Consider the following 22,013-nt stretch of genomic DNA (forward strand, 5'->3'; position numbering starts at 1 on the left):
CTGACCTGTGAAGCCAAACATCTCGTTCAGATCACGCAGGAAGCGCTCATGAAGCGCCAGCTCTTTGATCAAACAGATAAGCCTGTCATACGTTCCGATAACGGCCCACAGTTTATCAGCCATCGATTTGAAGAGGCCTGTACGGAGTTTGTCATGATCCACGAGCGTATTCCGCCTAAAACACCAAATAAAAACGCTCATATTGAATCCTATCATGCGATCATAGAACTAGAGTGCTATCGACGCCATGAATTTGAGTCCTATCCAGAGGCGTATGAGATCGTTAGTCAGTTTATTCAAGATTACAACCGCATTCGCCTACATGGCAGCATCTACGACTTCTCTCCATACGAATATATGAAGGTGCTCAAGGATGGGACTGTGAAACCCAAGCATGTTAAAGTCTAACGCGGTTCAAAAGTCCATTTTGGAGAAAATGGAAGCAATTTAAAGCAATTCTTTGACCAATGTTGAATAAGAGGTGCAGTGTCCGCAATAAGGGTGTTTAACCGCTATGTTGGCAAAGTGCACGCGTTCACGGAACAACCGAAAAGTGGTGACACGACATATTTGGGAAGAAAGCAAGGAGCAAGTACGGTTGAACCGATTGAGTAAATCCGGTAAACGACTGTACAAAAAACGAAAAGAAACGATTGAGCGAAGCTTCGCGGATGCCAAACAGCTCCACGGGTTTCGCTATTGCCGTTTGCGGGGGTTGCGGAATGCGACTGAGCAAGCGCTCATGACCGCAGCCGTTCAGAACATGAAAAAGATTGCCCTTCTCCTAGAAAGGAGGGCAATCTAGGAGAAATCCCTTTAAGCCCTCTTCAAACCATGTCTCAGAACAAAAAGAGAAACCCATCGCTTCGGAAAAAGCGTGGGTTTCTCGACATTCTGAGGATGCCTTATTAAAAGGCATCCTAATTCTAATAAATTAATGCTGTTACTATCCTCTTTTTCAATTGCAATTTCATTTGGCATAATATATTAGCAGTCTGCACTTTTTATTAAACTTCCTGGTAGAGCTGTTCAACGGAGTATAAAAAAGGAACGTTCACAAGGCAATTCGCCTGTAAACGTTCCTTTTATTACGAATATATAGTTTCCAATGCGTTTCGCTGTGCAGGTTTAATATTCAATATTGATCGAATACTTTGGGCTTTTTGCTCGGCATCTTCGATGGTATTGGCTAATCCTAACTCAAGAAGTGTACCATAAGCAACTGTACCAGTTCGGCCTTTACCGCCGCCACAATGGAATGCCACCTTTTTGCCTTCTTTATACGCGTCTACAACAGCTTTAATGGCAGAATGAAGCAGTTCTTCTTGGGGTTCATTTGCCTTGTCTCCAAGGGGAACCTTAATCCATCGCAAGCCTGCGCTGGAAGCAGCACATTGATCTGCCTCTTCACGAAGATCAACTACAACTTCAACACCTTCATTATCCACTATTGTTTGTACGTCTTGGGCACCGCCCATATAAATTTGACCAGGTATTAATTCATGATAAGCTTTATTCATTTTGATTTCTCCTTTGACTTAAAATAATTGTTTTTTAAACGATGTAAACTCCACTTGAACTGGTGCAGAAGGAGGGGCACAGCATAATGAAAGATCACGTTGATCGCCAGCAGATTCAAATTCTGAATCCTCTTTGGTATAAAAAATCTCCCAGGCATTACCGTCCGGATCGTACACCCATACTTTGTCTTGTACAGCATAGCAGCAGGTAGTATTCATTTCGTCAATAAGAAGAAGATCAGCTTGTCTCAGACGCTCACCCATCGCGAGTACGTCTTCGGTGTTATCTACTTGAAAACCAAGGTGATTTAGAACACCGTTTTTTTCAAATGGGCGTACGTTTAGTGAAAAGTGTAGGGCTGGATTATCTAATTCAAACTTCGCGTAATTTTCCTTTACCTTCGTTGGCTCCACTCCAAAAAATTGACGGTAGAAGCCGAGTGACTTATCTAAGTCAGAGCAGTTCACGGCAACATGCATTCTTTTGATGTGGGACATGTTATTGTCCTACTTTCACAAACTTCTCGATCCGTGCTTTAATCGCATCGCGAACGATTCTGAATTGATCCATGATTTCTTCTTCTGTGCCTGTTGCTTTAGCAGGATCTTCGAAGCCCCAATGCCATTTCACTACATCCGGATTGGAAATAACCGGGCAGTGCTCATCGGCGTGGCCGCAAAGGGTAATTACATAGGTAGCACGATTTAATATCTCCGAATCGATAACATTAGAAGAGTTTTCGCTAATATCTACGCCAGCTTCTTTCATCACTTGAACCGCTCTTGGATTCAGGCCATGTGCTTCGAGTCCTGCGCTTTTAACTTCGTATTGTTCACTACCTATAGCATTCAGAAAGCCATCTGCCATTTGACTCCGGCAAGAGTTACCCGTACACAAGAAATAAACCAGTTTCTTTTCCATTTTTCATATCTCCTTTGAAATTCATTTAATGGATGATGCTAAGCCATAAGTAAAGGCAAACTAACGTAATAAACAACACGGGAATCGTTAGTACGATTCCAATTTTAAAGTAATAGCCCCATGTAATTTTCACGCCTTTTTTGGACAGCACATGAAGCCACAATAAGGTAGCTAACGAGCCTATTGGCGTAATTTTAGGACCTAGATCAGAACCAATCACATTGGCATAGATCAGAGCCTCTCGTATTACACCATCCGTGTTCGTTCCCTGGATAGCCAAGGCATCGATCATAACCGTAGGCATGTTGTTCATAATGGAAGAGAGGATGGCAGCGATAAATCCTGTACCAATCGTTGCCATAAATAAACCTTGATCTGCTGTCCATTGAAACACTTTTCCAAGTTCATCTGTAAGACCAACATTACGGAGCCCATAAACCACGACATACATGCCGATGGAAAAGACGACAACTGACCATGGGGCTCCTTTGATTACAGCGCCGGTATGGATTGCCGGACTTCTGCGTGCTGCAAAAATAAAGACAATTGCTGCAATTCCAGCTACTATCGATACAGGAATATGGACGAACTCACTTACAAGGTAAGCAATTAGTAGTACGGCTAATACAAACCAGGATAGCTTAAACATGCGCATATCTTTAATCGCTTCACGAGGCTGTTTTAGTTGGTTAAGATCATAGCTCTTAGGTATGCTTCTCTTGAAAAACAGGAATAAAACCAGCAAACTTGCACCAACCGCAAAGAAGGTTGGAATAATCATACGACTTGCATACTCGGCAAATCCAATGCCAAAGAAATCAGAAGAAACGATATTGACCAAGTTACTGACCACAAGCGGTAAGGAGGCCGTATCGGATATAAATCCGCTTGCCATAATGAATGGCAGAATCATACGATCGTCAAATTTCAAGGCTCTGACCATGGCAAGTACAATCGGTGTAAGAATGAGTGCAGCACCATCATTTGCGAAAAATGCAGCAACAGCAGCGCCTAACAATACGACGAAGGTGAACATGAGGTAACCGTTCCCTTTTGCAAAGCGTGCCATATGGAGTGCTGACCATTCAAAGAATCCTATTTCATCTAGAATGAGAGAGATCAGGATGACAGCGACAAATGCTAACGTTGCGTTCCAGACAATGCCGGTAACATCCCACACGTCATTAAAATCAACGACGCCAACGAGTAGGGCGAGTATAGCTCCGCCAACAGCCGAGTAACCAATGTTCAAACCTCTAGGCTGCCAAATAACGAAAATCAAGGTAATGAGAAAAATAATGGATGCGATAACTAACATATTTCCTCCTAAATTAACTACAGCAGTCAGTACTCAATTTTTTTAAATGATCATTCATTGAAGGAAGTACTTCTAAGATGCCATGCAAAAAAGGTTTATCATCAATATTTAAAGAATAATAAATCCATTGCGCACGTCTTGTCTCATTAACCAAACCGCCAACTTTTAATTTTTTTAAATGCTGGCTTACATTAGGTTGTGTTGTTTCAAGAATCGTAACAATATCGCATACGCACATCTCTTGCTCCTTAAGCAGAGCAAGAATAGTAAGACGAGTCTTGTCAGACAATAGCTTCAATGTCTCGGCAAGAGTGTCTATCGGTTGAATCATGCAATCACTCCTTTAAAGCATTGTATTGTGTTTAGTGGGTGTATTTCGGATGGATGTAAGTCAATGATTACATCATCTCTTGCCATATCTTTAGCATAAGCTTCTGCGATTTGACTTCGACAACGATTTTCACCACATAAAAAGTAAATACGAAGTGAGGGCTTCAAATAGTCTCACACCTTTCAATGTTATTATACACAGCTGATTATATAAGTAAAGTATTATATAAGTGTTAACGCATATCAACGATGAAGTGAATTTTAACTTGCAAATTACAAGTAAATGATTTATAAATAATACAGACAGGGGGAATGAATAATGAACAACCCACGAGAATTACTACAAATCCTTGCTAGGCAGTTTGGTTTGTTGAACAAGAACTGTTGTCAGATCAGTGGTCTGGATATATCTCTCATTCACAGTCATATCCTTTACGAAATTGATCGCCAGAACATGCCTTCTATGCAAAAGGTTGCAGAAACGCTTGGCGTGGATATTACGACCTTTAGTCGACAGATTCAATCCTTAAAAAAGATGAATTTAGTTAAGAAAACTTCTTCTCCAGAAGATGGTAGAGTGTATCTATTATCATTGACAACAGAAGGGAAGTTTGTGGCGGGCTCAATTGAAAAAATGATGAACGATTATTTAGACGAAGTCTTTTCATTCATGAATGAGTTTGAGAAGGAAACCGTCATCCGATCTCTACAATTACTAAACACAAGCATGCAAAAATCAAAAATGTGCTGCACACCTATGGGGTAATGAGATTACTCCATATCTTTTAATCTCATACTTGCAAAATGCAATTAAATTCGTTAATTAAGGAGATAGTATGAGCGAGTTATATGATGTAATTGTCATTGGGGCAGGGCAAGCAGGTCTTGCTGCAGGCTATCATTTGAAGAAAAATGGATTTCATTATGTCGTTTTAGAATCGAACACCGAACCGGCTGGTTCATGGCCACAATACTACGACAACCTGAGGTTATTTTCGCCTGCGAGCTATTCCTCATTGCCAGGGATGCCATTCCCATTAAAAGCTGATATCTACCCGACAAGGGATGAAGTCATCTTTTATTTAAAAATGTATGCCAAGCACAATAACTTTCCGATCCATTTTAATGTTCGGGTGGATCGAGTGGAAAAAAACGAGCTTTTCTACTTGCATACAACAGACGGTGAGGTATACAGAACTAAAAACATCATTTGCGCTACAGGTTCATTTAATCAGCCATTCGTTCCAAAACTGGAGGGAGGCGAAGACTTTAAAGGGACAATAATTCATTCTTCTCAGTACAGGAAACCAGATGCCTTCCGTAAACAACGCGTTATCGTAGTGGGCAGAGGTAATTCAGCTGTGCAGATAGGAGCTGAGATCAGTGAAAGGGCTTCAGTTACTACTCTTGCAGTACTTCAGCCTGTTCAATTAGTACCTCAAAGATTACTTGGGAAAGACGTTCATTTTTGGATGAAGATCATAGGGTACGATGCTTTTCCTTTTTGGCGGTTCGGAGTGACAGTAGGTAGCCCAGGCGGAGCCATTGATGTAGGAGGATTCAAAAATAAGTTAAGGGATGGTCTTCATGGAGTTGAGGGAGCACTGGATGATCGAGGGTATGCCGTTCAAAAAGGAGGTTTAAGCAGTACGGTACCTGGATTATATTATCTAGGCTTATCCGGTCAACGTTCATTTGCTTCAGCAACAATTCGAGGTGTAGGTTCTGATGCTAAATATGTAGTGAAGCATCTTAAAAGAAGGGGTCTTGGTTAGACCCCACTCAATTATGCTTACCCGCAGCAAGTGCTCTTTACGATTATAGGATTGCTCAGCGGCGTTTTAGTTGAACAACCGCATCCGTCCTTGCCTGCTGACTTCGCATCTGCGTCTGCTATACAGCAAGATTGTGTGTTCTCTGGGGCCGGTCCTCCGCAGCAGTTGTCGGAACCTTGTAAAATGTTGTCACTGATCATTTTGTATTCCTCCATTGTCATGTATTGTACTAACGTTCATGAAGACGGAGAGAAGTTGAAATAAGTCGCAATTTATAAGTTGCAGTTGCAAGAGGACGTACATGATTCTGTTTGAAGAGGCCCTTTGATTTCATAATCCTGTATATGTCCCAAAAGATCTTTATTGACGTGACAGCACGCAAGAAGCAGTTCCTTGAGTTTCAACCTGCCTCTTTGAACCCTTGATTTTGCACCAGAAAGAAAAATACCTAATTGCATGCTTAACTCGACTTGTGTATAGCCTTGCAGCTCGGTAATCGTAAGCGCCTCTCGGTATTTGAGTGGCAATTGTTCGATCATCGGTTTTATGCAGGATGCTAGCTGGGTACTGATTTCAATTTCTTCTTCAGTGGAAGGAAGGTTGAAGGGAAGTTCTTCGAAAGATCGTTCGCGCCTGTAATAATCAATAATTGCGTTTCGTGTTATTTGATAGACCCATGGTTTTATTTTCTCTTCGTCCCTAAGGTTTTTAATATTTAAATGAATTTTTATAAACGTATCCTGCACAATGTCATCAGCAGCAATAGGATCTCCAGTACGATTGATCACAAATTGCTTCAAAGGTTGATGAAAAAGCTGCCATAATTGAACGATTTCCATGTTGCGCACCTCTTTAAGTTCTTCTTTATAGTGCTGACGTTATCTTTTCGTGAAAGGACGCAGCGTATTGCAAAAAAACATAAATGCATCTATTTGATTAAATGGATCGTCACTTAGAGTGTAATCGAATTCGAGGAGGAGTTAAAATGAAAAATCAATTACCTGTAGCTATTATTGGAGGAGGACCTGTGGCCTTGGCTGCTGCAGCACAATTAACAAAAAGAAAGATTCCATTTGTTTTGTTGGAGCAGGGAACATCAGTTGGAGCTTCTGTATTGGAATGGGGCCACATCAGAATGTTTTCTCCATGGGAATTTAACATTGATTCTGCGGCATCAGAGCTTCTTACTGAAACAGGATGGATAGCACCTCCTAAAGAGGAGTTGCCAACCGGAAAACAATTATTTGATCAATATTTGTATCCACTATCCGAACTCAGTAAATTAAAGACGAACATTAGGACGGAGGCACGTGTTGTAGCCATTCACCGACAGGGTTTTGATAAAATGAAAACGGCCGGAAGGGAGAAGGTACCTTTTGAAGTCGTGTATGAAAGTAATAACGTTGTCTATCGTGTGGAGGCTTCAGCCGTAATTGATGCTACAGGTACATGGAAATCACCAAATCCAATTGGAGCTAGTGGGGATTATGCAGCTCAAGAGGCCGATTACAGCTCACATATTCATTATGGTATTCCAGACATTAAAGGTGCACATGCAAAGCGTTACACTGGTAAAACAGTAGCTGTCGTCGGTAGCGGACACTCAGCCATCCATGCGATTCTATTGCTGCATGAGTTGAAGCTCCAAAATCCTGCAACGACTATTCATTGGGTTTTAAGAAAACAATCCATCGAGGACGCTTTTGGAGGTGGTGAGCTTGATGGACTGCCAGCTAGAGGAGTACTTGGATCACGTGCGGCAAAACTTGTGAGAGAAGGATTAGTAAATGTCCATACACCCTTTTATATCCATGGTCTCGAACAAGAGGGCGAGAAGTTAAACCTAATTGGAACCGGTGCAACGATTAATGGAGTGGATGAGATTATTGCTGCTACGGGAGCAAGGCCGAATTTCTCATTCATCAGAGAGCTTCGATATGCAGCTGATTCATCCATTGAGTGCGTACCGAAGCTGGCAGATCTCATTGATCCTAACATTCACAGCTGTGGTACAGTTCGGCCGCATGGAGAAGCTGAACTTAGCCAGCCGGAGCATCGTTTTTATATCGTAGGGGCAAAGAGCTACGGACGCGCACCAACATTTTTACTTGCGACGGGTTATGAGCAAGTTAGAAGCGTTGTAGCAGCTTTAGCAGGAGACTGGGACTCGGCACGGGAAGTGAAGCTCCATTTGCCGGAAACGGGCGTTTGCAGTGTTTCGCGACCAAAGACTGCGTTAAAAGTTACTAATTCTTCGTGCTGTGGACCGGCCGTTGGATGCGAATAAAACCAAATAAAATAAAAGCAGAGACAAAAGTTAAACTCGTTGCAGCGATAACGGCTGTTTGTCTGCTTGGAGATACGATGCTTTATGTAGTACTTCCTATCTTTGGTGAGCAGTTTGGCATTCAGTCGTTATGGCAGGTGGGTGTATTACTTTCGATGAATCGATTTGTTCGAATTCCGATTCACCCATTGATTGGTTGGTTTTATTCTAAGTATCAAATTAAAATGGGTATTATCATCGCCATTCTTCTTACAGTAATGTCTACATTTTGTTATGGATGGTTAAATGGATTCTGGATGCTTCTCATCGCAAGATGCGTTTGGGGTGTAGCTTGGGCTTTTCTTAAACAGGGTGGACAATTGCAGGTGGTAGCTGCTATCGAGGAGAACAGCGAGAACGGCGGAAGGTTGTCAGGCATTTATAATAGTATTACAGGAATAGGAGCATTATTGGGAATGTTAGTTGGAGGCTTTGTTTCAACCTTCTATGGACCTGATAATATCCTTATCGCATTTGCTGTACTGGCATTTTTGACTTTATTTTTTGTAGGAAGGTTAGAGGGATCAGCATTTGTTGAAATTCAACATGTTGAGAAGCAAAGAACCTTCAATAAAGAATTGATTTCGCTCATGATTACGGGGTTTATACTCACTCTGATCTTTCAAGGTTTTCTTAAATCAACAATGAGTTATTGGGTTGGTATGCAAAATTATGAGTGGATTCCTTTTATGCAAGCGATTGGAGCTGCGACCATTACCGGTTTACTCATCACTGTGAAATTAAGTTTAGATCCACTCCTTGTTCCTTGGATCGGGAAGATAAATGATCGAAGTATAAATGGGAATAGATATCTTACTATTTTAACTATAGTGGCCAGCAGCTTGTTATTCTTGTTTCCAATGAGGATGAATGTTGTAATTTGCCTAGGTATGACAATGCTGTTGCTTCTAATATCTACAGTACTTATGACTATAAACGATGCTAAAATTTTCCAACAATCTACGGCTCATAATCGGCATAAAGTGATTTCTGGATATTCAATGGCAAGTGATTTAGGAGCCGCGGCAGGTCCATTATTTGGGTTTTTATTCATCTCATTAATTGGAGATATAGCAACAGCGTGGGTGGCTTCTTTACTTCTTGTTGTTGGAGCGCTGAGTGAATTCATGATGAAGAAATTACATGCCCGTAGAAGTGAGCAGACTTTGAATACAACAATGTAAATAAAGAGCATACTCCTGGTTCACTCAAAGGGTATGCTCTTTATTATGGAGATGCATATAGAAAAGACTTACCGAACTTTGAATTCACAAACCTCTTTCATGTAGTGCATTCCGTTTAAAGTGACTGTATGCTCGTCTTGTTTATCAATTTTTTTGCATAATTTTTGTACGACAATTTTTCAAAGCATTCGTCATGAGCTTTTTATAGGTTTTAATTGGATTATTCGTGCTTATTTGTGTACAAGTTCTATTACGTACAATTACATGTAGATAATGGAGATGATTCCTTCCCACTCACGATCATTAACCCAGTTCCAAAGAGCAGGTCCGTCATAAAATAGATCCTCACAAACAGACGGGGCTCCTTATTCGGGAACTTGGCAGCAAGATGCCGATGAAGGCATTTTTGTTGCATCTAAGCGTGCTTGTAAAGTAGCTAAGAGATCTATGATGTTAGAACGTCCTTCTGCAGCAGGTGAGGATACGATATCGATACTTTCCTCGGCCATCTTTTGCTCAATTAATTCAGTTAATGCCAATCGGTAGTCATCTGTATATTTTTCCGGATCAAACTTTTCGCTGAGCTGCTCAACGAGAGCTTTGGCCATCGATAATTCTTTCTCGTTTACTATGGTAACGGGAGGTAGATTAGGCACCTGGGATAACGAGCGGATTTCGTCCGGAAAATACATCGTTTCTAAAAAAAGACAATTTTCAACCACTCGGATGGCAGCTAAGCTGCTTTTGCTTCGGATGGATATTTTGGCAATACCGATCTTACCCGTTTGTTTAATTGTCTCAAGCAGCAGATTATAGGCGCCGGCTCCTGCCATATCAGGGGATAAGTAATAGGCTTTTTGAAAGTACAGCGGATCAATATCCTGTAAATCAACGAAATCAAATATTTTAATCGAGTGGATTCGTCTTTAATGCTTTCCAGCTCGTCTTCTTTAACGATGACGAACTTGTCTTTCTCATACTCAAAACCTTTCACGATTTCATCTGGACCCCTGCGGCTCTAATGAAAGAGGGAAGGGGAACTGCGACTTCATCTACACTTTAATAATAATGGCAGGATCATTGGCCTTCTCTTTGTTTTGGCATATAAGTACTTACTGATTGATTCCTTGATTCTATGCTTTAGGATAGACCATAAGGATGCTTCGTATAAAGCTATCAATCCGGTGTATGAGGCGTATTTCCTCCGGAGATGGTGGAACCGGCTTGTAATACAGGCTGGTGCTGTTCAGGCTTAGTAGATCCGCTTGTACGAGGATCGGATGTTCGAGGCAATCCCATTCTAAGAGGTCGATTCGTTATTCACGCGACAAGTTAGAGGCTGTTGCAGGACTAGTCACTTAATTTGTCGAATACTAAATCACAACATATTGTTTTACTAATAGAGAGGGACACTATGACCTATAAAGCCAATAACACCGAATGGAAACTAGGTTTAATGGATGACGGACAATTGAAAGCAGATGTGCAGTTATCCAGTGAAGATATTTTCCGTAACGCATTTGAATATTCGACTAATGGTGTAGCCATTGTTGCGCCAAACGGACGTTGGCTGAAAGTTAACCGTTCATTTTGCCATATAACCGGCTATTCTGAAGAAGAACTACTTTCATTAGATTTTCAATCGATTACCCATCCGGATGATCTCGAACGCAGTAGAAAATATGCAATAGAAATGATGAACGGACAAACCCCTTTCTTGCAAATGGAGAAACGGTACATACATAAACTTGGACATTCGGTGTGGGTTATGCTAAGCAGTAATCTATGTTGTGATGCCGCGAACAACCCCCTCTACTTTATTTCTCAAATTGTAGATATTACGGCGTACAAATGTACGACGGATGCTTTGTTCCTGACGCGGCAGGAGCTGAAAGATACCGTTCGTATGCAGCAGGGAATGACTTTCAAATTCAAGCAAATCAACGACCGCTTCGTTCATACGTTATGTGATGGTGAACTGCTATACCGATTCGGTTTGATACCGGAACAAGTCGTGGGTAAACAACTGATTGAATTTTTGCCTTCAGCTCTTGCAGCACAAAAAGAAAAGTATTACCGGCGTGCTTGGGAAGGTGAAGAGAACGTCATTTACGAGGGCGAGTTCGGCGGTATTGCGTATTTGGCATCGTTACGTCCGGTGAAACGGGGGGGGAAAGTGGAAGAAGTGATTGCGTCCTGTGTAGATATTACCGAACGCAAGGTAATGGAACAGCAATACAGTTCGCTATTTGAATACCATCCCAATGCCATCGTTTCCTGTGATCTAAATGGTCGTATCCTTAGTTGCAATCTGGCATGCGAAAAAATAGTAGGTTATCGTAAGGAAGAACTTCTTCATCAATTCGTTGGAAACTTTTTTGAAAAAGACGAATGGGATAAAGCGGCTGCGCACTTTCGAAAGATAGCAGATGGAAAACCGAATCACTTTGATATCGGAGCTATCCATAAAGCTGGGGACCGTATTGAATTAAACATGACAAGTGTACCCCTTGTTGTGAATGATGAAATTGTCGGTCTCCACTTGATCATAAAAGATATAACGGAGCAAAAAAGAACGCAAGAAGAGCTTACTTCAACAAAAGAACTGCTTGAATCGTTTTTCAGGAATATGGATGAGGCAATCGTCATTTTTGAACCAAGTGGCAATATTCTGAAAGTCAACAAAGCTTTCGAAAGCATTTATGGCTGGAAGTCGGAAGAGGTTGTCGGGTGCCCATTACCGGAGATGCCTGATGAATTTATGGTTAGTCTGGTAGAAATGTCCCAAAAGATCAAACTCGGAGAACAAGTCATTGGTCATGAGACGATCCATAGAGCTAAAAACGGAGAGTTAATCCATGTCAGTCTTACCCTTTCCCCAATTCGGGATGTCAAAGGGGGGATCGTCGCTTTTGCAAGCATTATAAGAGACATAACGGAACAGAAGCAGGCCGAAAAGGTCCTTCGTGAAAATGATCAACGTTATCGTCAGCTCATTAAACTTTTGCCTGAACCAATCGTCGTGCACAGTGAGGGGATATTCGTCTATTTAAATGATGCGGGGATCACACTTGTTGGAGCGGCGAGTCAGGAGGAGATCGTTGGACAATCGATATTTGAATTCATCCATCCCGACTTCCATCATCAAGCAGCAGATAACATCAAGCAAGTCACGATGGGGAGTAGTATGGGGTTTTCAGGATATAAGTTCGTTCGAATGAATGGGGAAGTGATAGAGGTTGAGGCCTGCAGCACAAAAGTGAACGAATACATGGGAAGATCCGTTATCCAAACCGTAATCAGAGATATTACGGAGCGTAAGCGAACGGAAGAACTGCTGAGAAAATCGGATAAGCTTTCCGCTGTCGGTCAACTTGCGGCGGGAGTTGCACATGAAATTCGAAATCCACTGACGGCAATAAAAGGGTTTGTTCAACTGCTTCAATCCAGAACCAAGGAAAATAGAGATTACTTTGACATTATGTTGTCGGAGCTTGAACGTATCAACTACATCGTTAGTGAGTTTATGCTCCTAGCTAAACCTGCCCAGATCATCCATTTTGAACAAAAAGATATCCGGAAGCTGGTCCAAAGTATTCTATCGCTTCTGGATACCCAGGCCATTATGAATAACGTCCAAATCCAAACGGAAATCGATCCGGATATTCAGACGATCATGTGTGAAGAAAATCAACTCAAGCAAGTATTTGTGAATGTGATTAAAAATGCAATCGAAGCGATGCCAAACGGAGGGCTGCTCGTCATCCAAGTTAAGCACAAAAACAAGTGTGATATCTTGATCCGTTTTATTGACCAGGGATGCGGCATTCCAAAAGAAGGGCTTCCGAAGTTGGGCGAGCCCTTTTACAGCACAAAAGAAAAAGGCAACGGACTAGGACTCATGATGTGTTATAAAATCGTTGAAGCCCACCATGGCCATATGTACATTAAGAGTAAACCGGGCAAGGGAACGACGATTGATGTTATTCTACCTGGTGCATAAAGGCTTCAACTCTTCCATCAGATATACCAGAAAGGGATACGTTTACTAAACGTATCCCTTTCTTTTGTTCATCCAATCTCCTTCATGTCAATAATGATATTTGTATCAGGGAAGGGTTAGTTCGAAACACAAAATACTGGAAAAATGATAAAGTGAGGCGTGCACATGGAGCAGGGCGGATTCCTCGGGGGAACAAGCGGTAAAAACTCTACGATGAGTACGACTTTACATGATCAGAAGACCGGAAACAACGGCGGAGAAAAAAACCGATTTCGAAAATTCTTGAGATCAATAGGCAGCAAATAATGGATAACTTCGATGATTGTACGGCTAAATTATGTTGCGTAAGATGTCTAGATGTCGATTTCCTAACCAACTTTTTGTAGGTGAACAAGGAAAGAAAAACTTGGCTTATCTGACACGATATTTAATCGAAGAATATTTGAACATACCCATTGAAGAGATTCCTGGTCGAGTAAGTGCAGATATTCTTTGGAGACATCGTTTGCGTCCCCCTGCCACAGTACATGGATGGAATTTTATTGAGTTGGTTCAACATGCGTATCCCGGTCAATTTTACGCGTGGGAGTTCAGGCAAGTTTCCAATGGTTACTGGAAAGGGGAGAAAGGACGACAACGAGCTATCGAAGCTATCAAGTATGTGATCGAAGAAAAATGCAGTATTCCTTATCATGAAATTCCACATTGTATAAACTATCATTTTTTTAAGGAGCATAGACTACTTGGCATTTTTAATGTGTTTGGGCATTCTCCTTATCAAGTGGTTGATGCCGTATACCCCGATCAATTTCAACCATGGGAATTTGCCAATGTACCCATGAATTGTTGGAAAAATGCTGCAAACATACAACAAATGATGGATTGGCTTCTTTTCGAAAAACTTCAATTTTCGACTTATCAAGAGGCTCTTATGGAACTGAAAAAAAGACATTTTTTTCAATATAGACTGACAGGGTTTTTCCAAATGGTCTTCGGTATGCGATTACTCAAGGTAAAACATTGGATTATCGATCAAGTGAACCAGTCCCCACCCTATACTTTTAAAGAAGTTCACAAAATGATTCCCGAATACATAGGTGAAAAGTTATAATCCGATTAAAGAGGTTACGGACATGCGAAGAAAAACGATGAGTCGATTTCTCAAATCGCTATATCAAGCCCCAAAAAAACAAACCGAAAACGGAGACAACATGAATGTTTCTTCTCAGATAAAGCAAACCCATTTGAGTACATCCCTTTCGGAAAATCTGGCAATGTTTAAAGAAACCTTTAAAGGCTGCGGGGATATCGTTTATCGGCAATGTAAATTAGGAACGGAACAAGCCATTCATGCCATTGTCATTTCGACGGACGGCCTTGTTGATAAAAACATTATGAATAACGATATCATGAAATCCCTCATGCAAGGGTCTCGTTTACTTGAGCCAGGCGGAAACATGGAGCCGCAGCGGGCTTTTTCTTTCATTCTCGAGGGCCCATTAAATATCGGAGACATTAAAGAAGAAGTGAAGATGACGGAGATCATTGATTCCATATTAACGGGGGATACTGCGATACTCATCGATGGCGTATCCACCGCTATAATTGCAAACACTCGTGGCGTAGAAATGAGAGCTGTCAGCGAGCCTGAAACAGAGACGGTGGTTAGAGGGCCAAGGCAAGGCTTTACCGAGAACATTCGGACGAATACCCCCTTTGTATTAATCGTACCTACCATATTCATACAGTTCCTGCAGTCCAGTGAAGATTACTATGAGCGCTATCCCATAGCGTTTGCCATCAGAGCCATAGCTGAGCCTACAGGTTTAGGCCGCCGAACGCCGGCTTCCCTTAGCGCTTCAAATGTAATTTCCATCATGAGCGCCTCTATAAAAGCTGGAAACGGAACGCCTTCGCGAGCTCCTGCGATGCTGATTAACTAATTTTGCTGATGGCCGCTTACTCCATTTATATGTGCTTGGGAGTGCTAGGGCGTTGCGCAGATGATCTCGTTTTATTTTTGGGCGCAGCTATCACGATTCTTTACACGAAAGCAGGGTCTTCGGCTGATTGTAAGCTTGCTTCGACCGATGTGGTTATTTCTCTTCGCTATCTTCGATATATTCACGAGCTTTATCCAAAGTATTACCAATTTGGCTTGCATCATGTTCGAGCCAATCTACCGCTTCATTAGGCCCCATATTGCCTTGCATTACTCGTCCGACAACAGAGTCTAGTTCTTCGGCTGCCTTATCTATATCGCTGACTAATAATTCCTTGTTATCCTTTAATTCCATTGTTGATTTGCCGCAGTGTAAGCATAAATGGTCTAGTAAATCCTCGATCGGAATCTGGCTTTGCCCGTTACAGCCAATGCAAGTGACCAACGTCGTCTTTTCTTTGAGCATGCCTAAACTCCTTCCAAATCATGAATGTCATGCTCTACAATATGCTTCCAACCGCTGCCCATTATCCATGAAACCTCTACATTTCGATTGGAAACCCTGCGGACTTTGCCTATTTTTGAATCTTTTGGATATCCCCGCAGCCTAACGTTATCGCCCTCTTTCATGGTTCATGCTTCGCCTCCGAATCCAATCAATTTTGGCTGCCGCAGCAGTCCTGTATCGGTAAACTCCAAAGCAGTCACACGGCATGGGAAGGGGACGCTGAGCCAAACGACATCTGACTTCTTCATGCCTGTCGACAACTCAGGGAAAGGACAATTCCCGCGATGGGTTCGCATGAATTGTTCAAGAACTTGTTTCGATGCGTTATCCAAACCAGAAACATGACCAATGTATCTATCCTCATAACGCAGCACAAGACTGGAAACACTTTTATCTTTAAGCTTGACGCCGACAACATCTGCGACGATCCGGACTTCTTTCCGTTTTTTAAACCAATGGTTATGTTTTTTGCCTTCGACATAAGGACTGTCTAAATGCTTAGAGATGATTCCTTCCCACTCACGATCATTAACCCAGTTCCAAAGAGCAGGTCCGTCATAAAACAGATCACTCACAAACAGACGGGGCTCCTTATTCGGGAACTTGGCAGCAAGCCTCGCATACCGCTCCTTGAAGGGGAGAGACCGGATATCCTCTCCGTCATCATATAATAAGTCGAACATGACGTAGATGAGGGATTCGTCATATTTTCTTTTTCGAACGCCTAGCCGAACGCGTTGGAAGTTGGGTCTGGTACCATCGAAATACGCGATTTCTCCATCCAGAACGGATGCCCCGATATTTAAAGGCTTCAATAGGTCGACGATTTCAGGAAAGGTTCCATTTCGAGGCTCCATTCGTTTAGAAAAGAGTTCGACACCGTTTCTCCCATCAAGCCGTACAGGCGTACGCACACCATCCCATTTAATTTGATACCCCCAATCCGGTCCGATCGGAATGTCAGGCGAGGTAACAGGAGCCATTGGAACGGAAGGCAGCAGCAGGCTCATGAGACATGATCCTTGGCTTTTTTAGTCGTGCGTTTTCTTTTCGGAGCAGATGCCGGTGAAGGCATTTTTGTTGCATCCAAGCTTGCTTGTAAGGTAGCTAAGAGATCTATGATGTTAGAACGTCCTTCTGCAGCAGGTGAGGATACGATATCGATACTTTCCTCGGCCATCTTTTGCTCAATTAATTCAGTTAATGCCAATCGGTAGTCATCTGTATATTTTTCCGGATCAAACTTTTCGCTGAGCTGCTCAACGAGAGCTTTGGCCATCGATAATTCTTTCTCGTTTACTATGGTAACGGGAGGTAGATTAGGCACCTGGGATAACGAGCGGATTTCGTCCGGAAAATACATCGTTTCTAAACAAAGACAATTTTCAACCACTCGGATGGCAGCTAAGCTGCTTTTGCTTCGGATGGATATTTTGGCAATACCGATCTTACCCGTTTGTTTAATTGCCTCAAGCAGCAGATTATAGGCGCCGGCTCCTGCCATATCAGGGGATAAGTAATAGGCTTTTTGAAAGTACAGCGGATCAATATCCTGTAAATCAACGAAATCTAATATTTTAATCGTTTTAGCGGATTCGTCTTTAATGCTTTCCAGCTCTTCTTCTTTAACGATGACGAACTTGTCTTTCTCATACTCAAAACCTTTCACGATTTCATCTGGACCGATTTCCTTTTCGCAGTGACGGCAAGTTTTTGCGTAGTTAATCGGCATACCGCATTCCTTATGCAGGCTTCGAAAATGAATGTCCTTGTCTTCCGTGGCGGTATACATTTTTACCGGCACATGAACTAATCCGAAACTGATCGCGCCTTTCCAGACTGTATGCATGTATATCACATCCATTTTTTCTTTTAGGGTGCTCCTGTCATGGAAAAGTATACGGCAATCCAATGAATTCATCACGGTGCGCTTCGCGGATAAAAGAAAAAGTTCCCCTGCGGCTCTATTGAAAGAGGGGAGGGGAACTGCGATGTCAGCTACACTTCAATAATAATAGGCAGGATCATTGGTCTTCTCTTTGTTTTGGCATATAAGTACTTACTGATTGATTCCTTGACTCTATGCTTAAGGATAGACCATTTCCCGTCATTTCCATTTTCCTGAAGGTCTCCGATCGTCTTAACGACTAATTGGCCGACTTCACTCAAAAGGGCTTCGGATTCTCTAACATAAACAAAACCGCGGCTAATGATATCGGGACCCGATAAAATACTTCCTTCCGTTCGGCTAAGCGTAATCACGACGACAAGAATGCCATCCTCTGCGAGATGCTTGCGATCACGTAAAACGATGTTTCCGATGTCACCGATCCCGAGTCCATCGACAAGCGTATTTCCAGCAGTAACCTTGCGTAACTGCTGAACGTTTCCGCCTTTAATATCAAGGACTTCACCGTTATTTAAAATGTAGATATTGTTGTATTCGACTCCTACGGATTCTGCGAGCAGCCGGTGCTGATACAGCATTCGGTATTCCCCATGAATGGGGACAAAGAATTTTGGTTTCATTAGGGTAAGCATAAGCTTAAGCTCTTCCTGGCTGCCATGACCGGAAACATGCATGCCTGATGCGGAACCTGACCCATGAATGACGTTTGCGCCAAGTTGGTAGAGATGATCCAGCATGCTCGCTACGTTTCTTTCATTGCCCGGGATGGGGGATGACGCCAAAATGACCGTATCTCCGGGTAAGATTTCGGTATGCGGATAAGTGGAGCTGGCAAGGCGGGAAAGTGCTGCCAATGGCTCTCCCTGGCTTCCCGTACACAAAACAGCGACTTGTTCTCTCGGAAGCGCATTGGCTTCCTTTGCCTCAATCAGCATACCATCGGGTATGTGGATATACCCTAACTCAAGCGCAATAGCCACTACATTGACCATGCTTCTACCGAGCAGCAACAGCTTGCGGTTTGTGATGATTGCGGCATCAACCACTTGCTGCAGACGATTAACATTGGATGCGAACGTTGACAAGAAAATTTTGTTTTGAGCCTTCTGGAAGGTCTCTTCGATACGTTCTCCGACCAATTTCTCCGAGGGAGTAAATCCAGGGCGTTCGGCGTTCGTACTCTCGGATAATAGTGCGAGAACCCCTTTTTCGCCAATGTTCGCCATCCTGTGAATATCGGGAAATTGTTTATTGGAAGGTGAGAGATCAAATTTGAAATCGCCGGTATGAACGACAGTACCCTCTGGCGTATCAATTACAATACCAAGACAATCAGGTATGCTGTGGTTCGTTCGGAAGAAAGAAAGTTTCATGATTCCTAACTCGATCGAGGAGTCAGATTTAATTTCATGCAGGGTTGTTTCTTTGAGACGATGCTCTTTCAGTTTTCCTTTAATTAAACCAAGTGTTAGACGTGAACCATATAGGGGTATGTTCAGCTGCTTTAAAATATAGGGTATACCGCCGATGTGATCCTCATGGCCATGGGTAACCACTAAAGCGCGTACTTTATCTTTATTGTCTAACAGATAGGAGATATCGGGGACAATAAGATCTATGCCTAGAAGGCTTTCATCAGGAAATTTCGAACCGCAATCAATGACGACAATATCGTCGGCATACTGAATAACATACATATTTTTGCCGATTTCGTATACGCCGCCTAGGGCGAAGATCGAAAGTGTAGCCGTATCCGTTTCTATGCTATTCATATTCACTGTTTGTCCCTCCGGTGCATGCATCATTACGCCTTACAAGAAAAAATCGAGCTTAAAACTCGAATTATTTTGCCATAATTGTCAGAATGATATTCATTTTTAATTAATGCGTAGTGAAAATATTTTAAAAATTTAAATGCAAACGAATGACGAGGAGGGGAATGATTGTGTATAGTAGTTTCGATATAGCCACTCACCACTCAAGAAGGGGCAATCGGATTGTTGAAGGGATTGCCGCAGGTTCGGTAAAGGGCTAATATGATGTTTAGGTACTATGCAGCCAAATTTGATTTGGAGGGATGGTCAATATGAACGCATATAATGCTGCTGCTGATACTGCTAACCCGCAAGTCGGCCATAAGCTGGCCGACATTCCGGCCCATGATCCATTCGTCGTTGCAGACGGAGCCACGCAAACCTATTATTTGTATACCGGCGGAAGCCCGAAGCTGCACGGTTTGGACCGCTACGGCGTACTGGCTTACAAAAGCCGGGACTTGGCGGAATGGGAAGGACCCTTCGTCGTATTCACCGTCCCAGACGGTGTATGGGCGAATCCTCAGCACGGCGCTTGGGCGCCGGAAGTACATGCTTACGGCGGACGCTACTATTTGTTTGTAACGCTCCATAATAACGAAAGACCATTGGAAGGAGAGGGGCATGGCGGCTACCCTCTCCATTGGCGCGGAACCGTCATTGCTGTCTCGGACTCACTTGATGGACCGTTCGAATTAGTCAAACCGGATGCCCCGATTGTAACCGAGCATTTGATGACGCTCGACGGCACGCTGCATATCGATGATGAAGGCAATCCTTGGATGGTGTACTGCCACGAATGGGTTCAAACGGCTGACGGTACAGTAGATGCGGTACATTTGAAGGATGACCTCACCGGCTGTGCCTCGGAACCGATTCATTTGTTTAGCGGATCCGACGCGCCGTGGGACAATGGGGAGCAACCGAGTGCCGGAGCCGAAAAGGTATTTGTGACGGATGGATGCCAATTGTACCGGACGAGCGGTGACCGTCTGATCATGCTCTGGTCTACGTACGAAAAGGGGAATTACGTACAAACGATTGCGCGATCCGTAACCGATAAATTGGAAGGACCTTGGGAGCAGCTCGCGCCGCTCGTTTTCGACGATAGCGGGCATGGCATGCTGTTTCAAACGTTCGAAGGAGATTGGATGCTTATTCTTCACTCTCCTTTCCGTATGCCCGAGTCCAGATGCAAGCTGTTTGAAATGACGGATACCGGCGATTCTTTCATCGTTAAATCGCCAAAATTCGACCTTGCTGGTGATCAAAGTAAATAGGCTCGCGATTAATTCTTTGAAAATGTTAATCCTAAAAGCACATTTAGCTGTGTTATAATTTTGCCCAGAAGATGATTGTTGGTAGTTTACGCTAACATGATGAGCTGGGAGGTACACATGAACAGAAAAGGCAATCCGGTTAGAAGGCTTATTATCGCAGCAGCATTGGTTTTGTTTCTGCTTTGTAACGGACCGATGTCCATTGTCTCCGCGGGGGAAGCTGCGGCTGCGAGTGATGCGAAGATAAAACTTAACGGTGAAATGGTTAAGTTGAGCGATCCTGCTTTTATCCAGGATGGAAGATTGTATTTGCCAATGGCTCGAATTGCTGCATTATTCGGGGCAAACTCAAGCTGGGATAGTGTAAATGAGGAAGTAACGATACATACGGCATTGGGCGATACCATCGTGCTGGGTAACGGAGTACCCACCGTTTATTTCAACAATGGACGATACCTGATGGATACGGCTCCGATCTTGAAGGGCGGTAGGTTTTACGTTCCTCTGCGCCAGTTGTCGGAATTACTGCACGCAAATGTGCAATGGAATAAAGATTCAGATGTTATCGAACTAACAGCGGTGCAGCCAGCCGTAATATCGGAAGAGTACGGATTGGATGAAATCAGCATGGAATTTGGCAGCAGCAAGCCTGAGCTGTTGAAGCGGAACGGTTTGGATAGCAAGGTGACAATTAAACCGGGAACGAAGCTTAAGGTAGTTATTCCTTCTATCTTCGATAAGGCGGCAAAACCGTTCACGGAATCGGATCTTATGCTGCTTGCCAAGATTACGATGGTTGAAGCCGGCTATGAATCCTATGAGGGGCAGCTAGCCTTAGCCAATGTGATATTAAACAGAGTGAAGGATGCAAACTTTCCGGATACGGTACGCGACGTCATTTATTCAGGGAAACAGTTCCCTCCAGCCCATAATGGTCTGTTGGATAAGAGCAAACCTAACGCAAGCGTGCTGCGCGCCGCCAAGGATGCTTTGAATGGGAAAAACAACGTCGGGAATGCGGTTTATTTCTACAATCCCAATGTTTCCAAAGGATCGTTTTGGTCCAGCCTGGATGTCATTGCGACGATCGGCCATCATAGTTTTGCGAAATAGGTAAGTCCGTTATGGCCATAAGGCCATAGCGGGCTTTTTTTTGACCGCAGAATGAAATACAAAATGGGC

General features: G+C 43.0%; 21 protein-coding genes and 5 pseudogenes. 11 read left to right on the forward strand and 15 right to left on the reverse strand.

The window, feature by feature from the left end; genetic code table 11:
- Both RCO25_RS22130 and RCO25_RS22135 read left to right on the forward strand, forming a co-directional pair.
- Positions 1-408, forward strand: a 408-nt coding sequence (locus tag RCO25_RS22130) for an integrase core domain-containing protein (RefSeq protein ID WP_308998299.1), incomplete at its 5' end; no start/stop codon positions are given.
- A 109-nt stretch (positions 409-517) separates the two neighbouring features.
- Positions 518-805 (forward strand): annotated as a pseudogene (locus RCO25_RS22135) (transposase); the annotation flags it as partial.
- A 283-nt stretch (positions 806-1,088) separates the two neighbouring features.
- Here RCO25_RS22135 and RCO25_RS22140 read toward each other — a convergent pair.
- Genes RCO25_RS22140 through RCO25_RS22160 form a run of 5 tightly spaced genes read right to left on the reverse strand, consistent with a single transcriptional unit; the run spans position 1,089 to position 4,091 of the window.
- Positions 1,089-1,520: a protein-tyrosine phosphatase family protein gene (locus tag RCO25_RS22140; RefSeq protein WP_308998300.1), complete on the reverse strand. Its 432-nt coding sequence runs from the start codon at positions 1,518-1,520 to the stop codon at positions 1,089-1,091.
- Positions 1,521-1,538: 18 nt separating this feature from the next.
- Positions 1,539-2,018 carry an ArsI/CadI family heavy metal resistance metalloenzyme gene (locus RCO25_RS22145; RefSeq protein ID WP_308998301.1) on the reverse strand — a complete coding sequence of 160 codons (480 nt, stop codon included), beginning with the start codon at positions 2,016-2,018 and terminating at the stop codon, positions 1,539-1,541.
- 1 nt (position 2,019) lies between these two features.
- Complete coding sequence (gene arsC / locus RCO25_RS22150; protein ID WP_308998302.1) at positions 2,020-2,442, reverse strand: arsenate reductase (thioredoxin); 423 nt, start codon at positions 2,440-2,442, stop codon at positions 2,020-2,022.
- 25 nt (positions 2,443-2,467) lie between these two features.
- On the reverse strand, positions 2,468-3,760 hold the full coding sequence (locus RCO25_RS22155) for an arsenic transporter (RefSeq protein ID WP_308998303.1): 1,293 nt from the start codon (positions 3,758-3,760) through the stop codon (positions 2,468-2,470).
- A 13-nt stretch (positions 3,761-3,773) separates the two neighbouring features.
- Positions 3,774-4,091: an ArsR/SmtB family transcription factor gene (locus RCO25_RS22160; RefSeq protein WP_374992145.1), complete on the reverse strand. Its 318-nt coding sequence runs from the start codon at positions 4,089-4,091 to the stop codon at positions 3,774-3,776.
- 318 nt (positions 4,092-4,409) lie between these two features.
- On the opposite strand from RCO25_RS22160, the gene RCO25_RS22165 reads away from it, so the two are divergent.
- On the forward strand, positions 4,410-4,856 hold the full coding sequence (locus RCO25_RS22165) for a MarR family winged helix-turn-helix transcriptional regulator (RefSeq protein WP_308998304.1): 447 nt from the start codon (positions 4,410-4,412) through the stop codon (positions 4,854-4,856).
- A gap of 70 nt (positions 4,857-4,926) precedes the next feature.
- On the forward strand, positions 4,927-5,865 hold the full coding sequence (locus RCO25_RS22170) for a flavin-containing monooxygenase (RefSeq protein ID WP_308998305.1): 939 nt from the start codon (positions 4,927-4,929) through the stop codon (positions 5,863-5,865).
- A gap of 272 nt (positions 5,866-6,137) precedes the next feature.
- Here RCO25_RS22170 and sigZ read toward each other — a convergent pair whose 3' ends face one another.
- Positions 6,138-6,704, reverse strand: a complete 567-nt coding sequence (gene sigZ, locus RCO25_RS22175) for an RNA polymerase sigma factor SigZ (RefSeq protein ID WP_308998306.1) — start codon at positions 6,702-6,704, stop codon at positions 6,138-6,140.
- 146 nt (positions 6,705-6,850) lie between these two features.
- Here sigZ and RCO25_RS22180 point away from each other — a divergent pair, with 146 nt between their 5' ends.
- Entirely contained in the window at positions 6,851-8,152 is a 1,302-nt protein-coding gene (locus RCO25_RS22180) for an NAD(P)-binding domain-containing protein (RefSeq protein ID WP_308998307.1), read from the forward strand.
- Positions 8,143-9,375, forward strand: a complete 1,233-nt coding sequence (locus RCO25_RS22185) for an MFS transporter (protein WP_308998308.1) — start codon at positions 8,143-8,145, stop codon at positions 9,373-9,375. Before RCO25_RS22180 ends, RCO25_RS22185 begins: the two co-directional genes overlap by 10 nt.
- Before the next feature lie 404 nt (positions 9,376-9,779).
- Here RCO25_RS22185 and ku (RCO25_RS22190) read toward each other — a convergent pair.
- The 3 genes and pseudogenes from ku (RCO25_RS22190) to RCO25_RS34905 form a co-directional block, all read right to left on the reverse strand.
- Positions 9,780-10,378: pseudogene (ku, locus tag RCO25_RS22190) on the reverse strand (non-homologous end joining protein Ku); the annotation flags it as partial.
- A gap of 45 nt (positions 10,379-10,423) precedes the next feature.
- Entirely contained in the window at positions 10,424-10,522 is a 99-nt protein-coding gene (locus tag RCO25_RS34900) for a hypothetical protein (protein ID WP_374992146.1), read from the reverse strand.
- Positions 10,523-10,527: 5 nt separating this feature from the next.
- A pseudogene (locus RCO25_RS34905) lies at positions 10,528-10,655 on the reverse strand (IS3 family transposase); the annotation flags it as partial.
- A 134-nt stretch (positions 10,656-10,789) separates the two neighbouring features.
- Here RCO25_RS34905 and RCO25_RS22195 point away from each other — a divergent pair.
- The 3 genes and pseudogenes from RCO25_RS22195 to RCO25_RS22205 form a co-directional block, all read left to right on the forward strand.
- On the forward strand, positions 10,790-13,378 hold the full coding sequence (locus RCO25_RS22195) for a PAS domain S-box protein (RefSeq protein ID WP_308998309.1): 2,589 nt from the start codon (positions 10,790-10,792) through the stop codon (positions 13,376-13,378).
- 349 nt (positions 13,379-13,727) lie between these two features.
- Complete coding sequence (locus tag RCO25_RS22200; RefSeq protein ID WP_483874721.1) at positions 13,728-14,489, forward strand: DUF4046 domain-containing protein; 762 nt, start codon at positions 13,728-13,730, stop codon at positions 14,487-14,489.
- 163 nt (positions 14,490-14,652) lie between these two features.
- Positions 14,653-15,141, forward strand: a pseudogene (locus RCO25_RS22205) (spore germination protein); the annotation flags it as partial.
- A gap of 35 nt (positions 15,142-15,176) precedes the next feature.
- On the opposite strand, the pseudogene RCO25_RS22210 reads toward RCO25_RS22205, so the two are convergent.
- The 6 genes and pseudogenes from RCO25_RS22210 to RCO25_RS22235 all read right to left on the reverse strand — a co-directional run.
- Positions 15,177-15,317: pseudogene (locus RCO25_RS22210) on the reverse strand (spore germination protein); the annotation flags it as partial.
- Between the two features lie 157 nt (positions 15,318-15,474).
- Positions 15,475-15,786 (reverse strand): hypothetical protein, encoded by a 312-nt coding sequence (locus tag RCO25_RS22215; RefSeq protein WP_308998311.1) that lies wholly within the window; start codon positions 15,784-15,786, stop codon positions 15,475-15,477.
- Between the two features lie 2 nt (positions 15,787-15,788).
- Entirely contained in the window at positions 15,789-15,950 is a 162-nt protein-coding gene (locus RCO25_RS22220) for a hypothetical protein (protein ID WP_308998312.1), read from the reverse strand.
- A 3-nt stretch (positions 15,951-15,953) separates the two neighbouring features.
- Complete coding sequence (locus RCO25_RS22225; protein ID WP_308998313.1) at positions 15,954-16,838, reverse strand: ATP-dependent DNA ligase; 885 nt, start codon at positions 16,836-16,838, stop codon at positions 15,954-15,956.
- On the reverse strand, positions 16,835-17,677 hold the full coding sequence (ku, locus tag RCO25_RS22230) for a non-homologous end joining protein Ku (RefSeq protein WP_308998314.1): 843 nt from the start codon (positions 17,675-17,677) through the stop codon (positions 16,835-16,837). The genes RCO25_RS22225 and ku (RCO25_RS22230) overlap by 4 nt, the downstream gene beginning before the upstream one ends.
- 149 nt (positions 17,678-17,826) lie before the next feature.
- On the reverse strand, positions 17,827-19,509 hold the full coding sequence (locus RCO25_RS22235; protein WP_308998358.1) for a ribonuclease J: 1,683 nt from the start codon (positions 19,507-19,509) through the stop codon (positions 17,827-17,829).
- 314 nt (positions 19,510-19,823) lie between these two features.
- Here RCO25_RS22235 and RCO25_RS22240 point away from each other — a divergent pair, with 314 nt between their 5' ends.
- On the forward strand, positions 19,824-20,831 hold the full coding sequence (locus RCO25_RS22240) for a glycoside hydrolase family 43 protein (protein WP_308998315.1): 1,008 nt from the start codon (positions 19,824-19,826) through the stop codon (positions 20,829-20,831).
- A gap of 117 nt (positions 20,832-20,948) precedes the next feature.
- The gene (locus RCO25_RS22245) at positions 20,949-21,944 is read left to right on the forward strand and encodes a cell wall hydrolase (protein ID WP_308998316.1); all 996 of its coding nucleotides are present in this window, start codon (positions 20,949-20,951) and stop codon (positions 21,942-21,944) included.
- Positions 21,945-22,013 lie beyond the last annotated feature (69 nt).

It is taken from the genome of Paenibacillus sp. LHD-38 (assembly GCF_031157315.1).
GTDB lineage: Bacteria > Bacillota > Bacilli > Paenibacillales > Paenibacillaceae > Pristimantibacillus.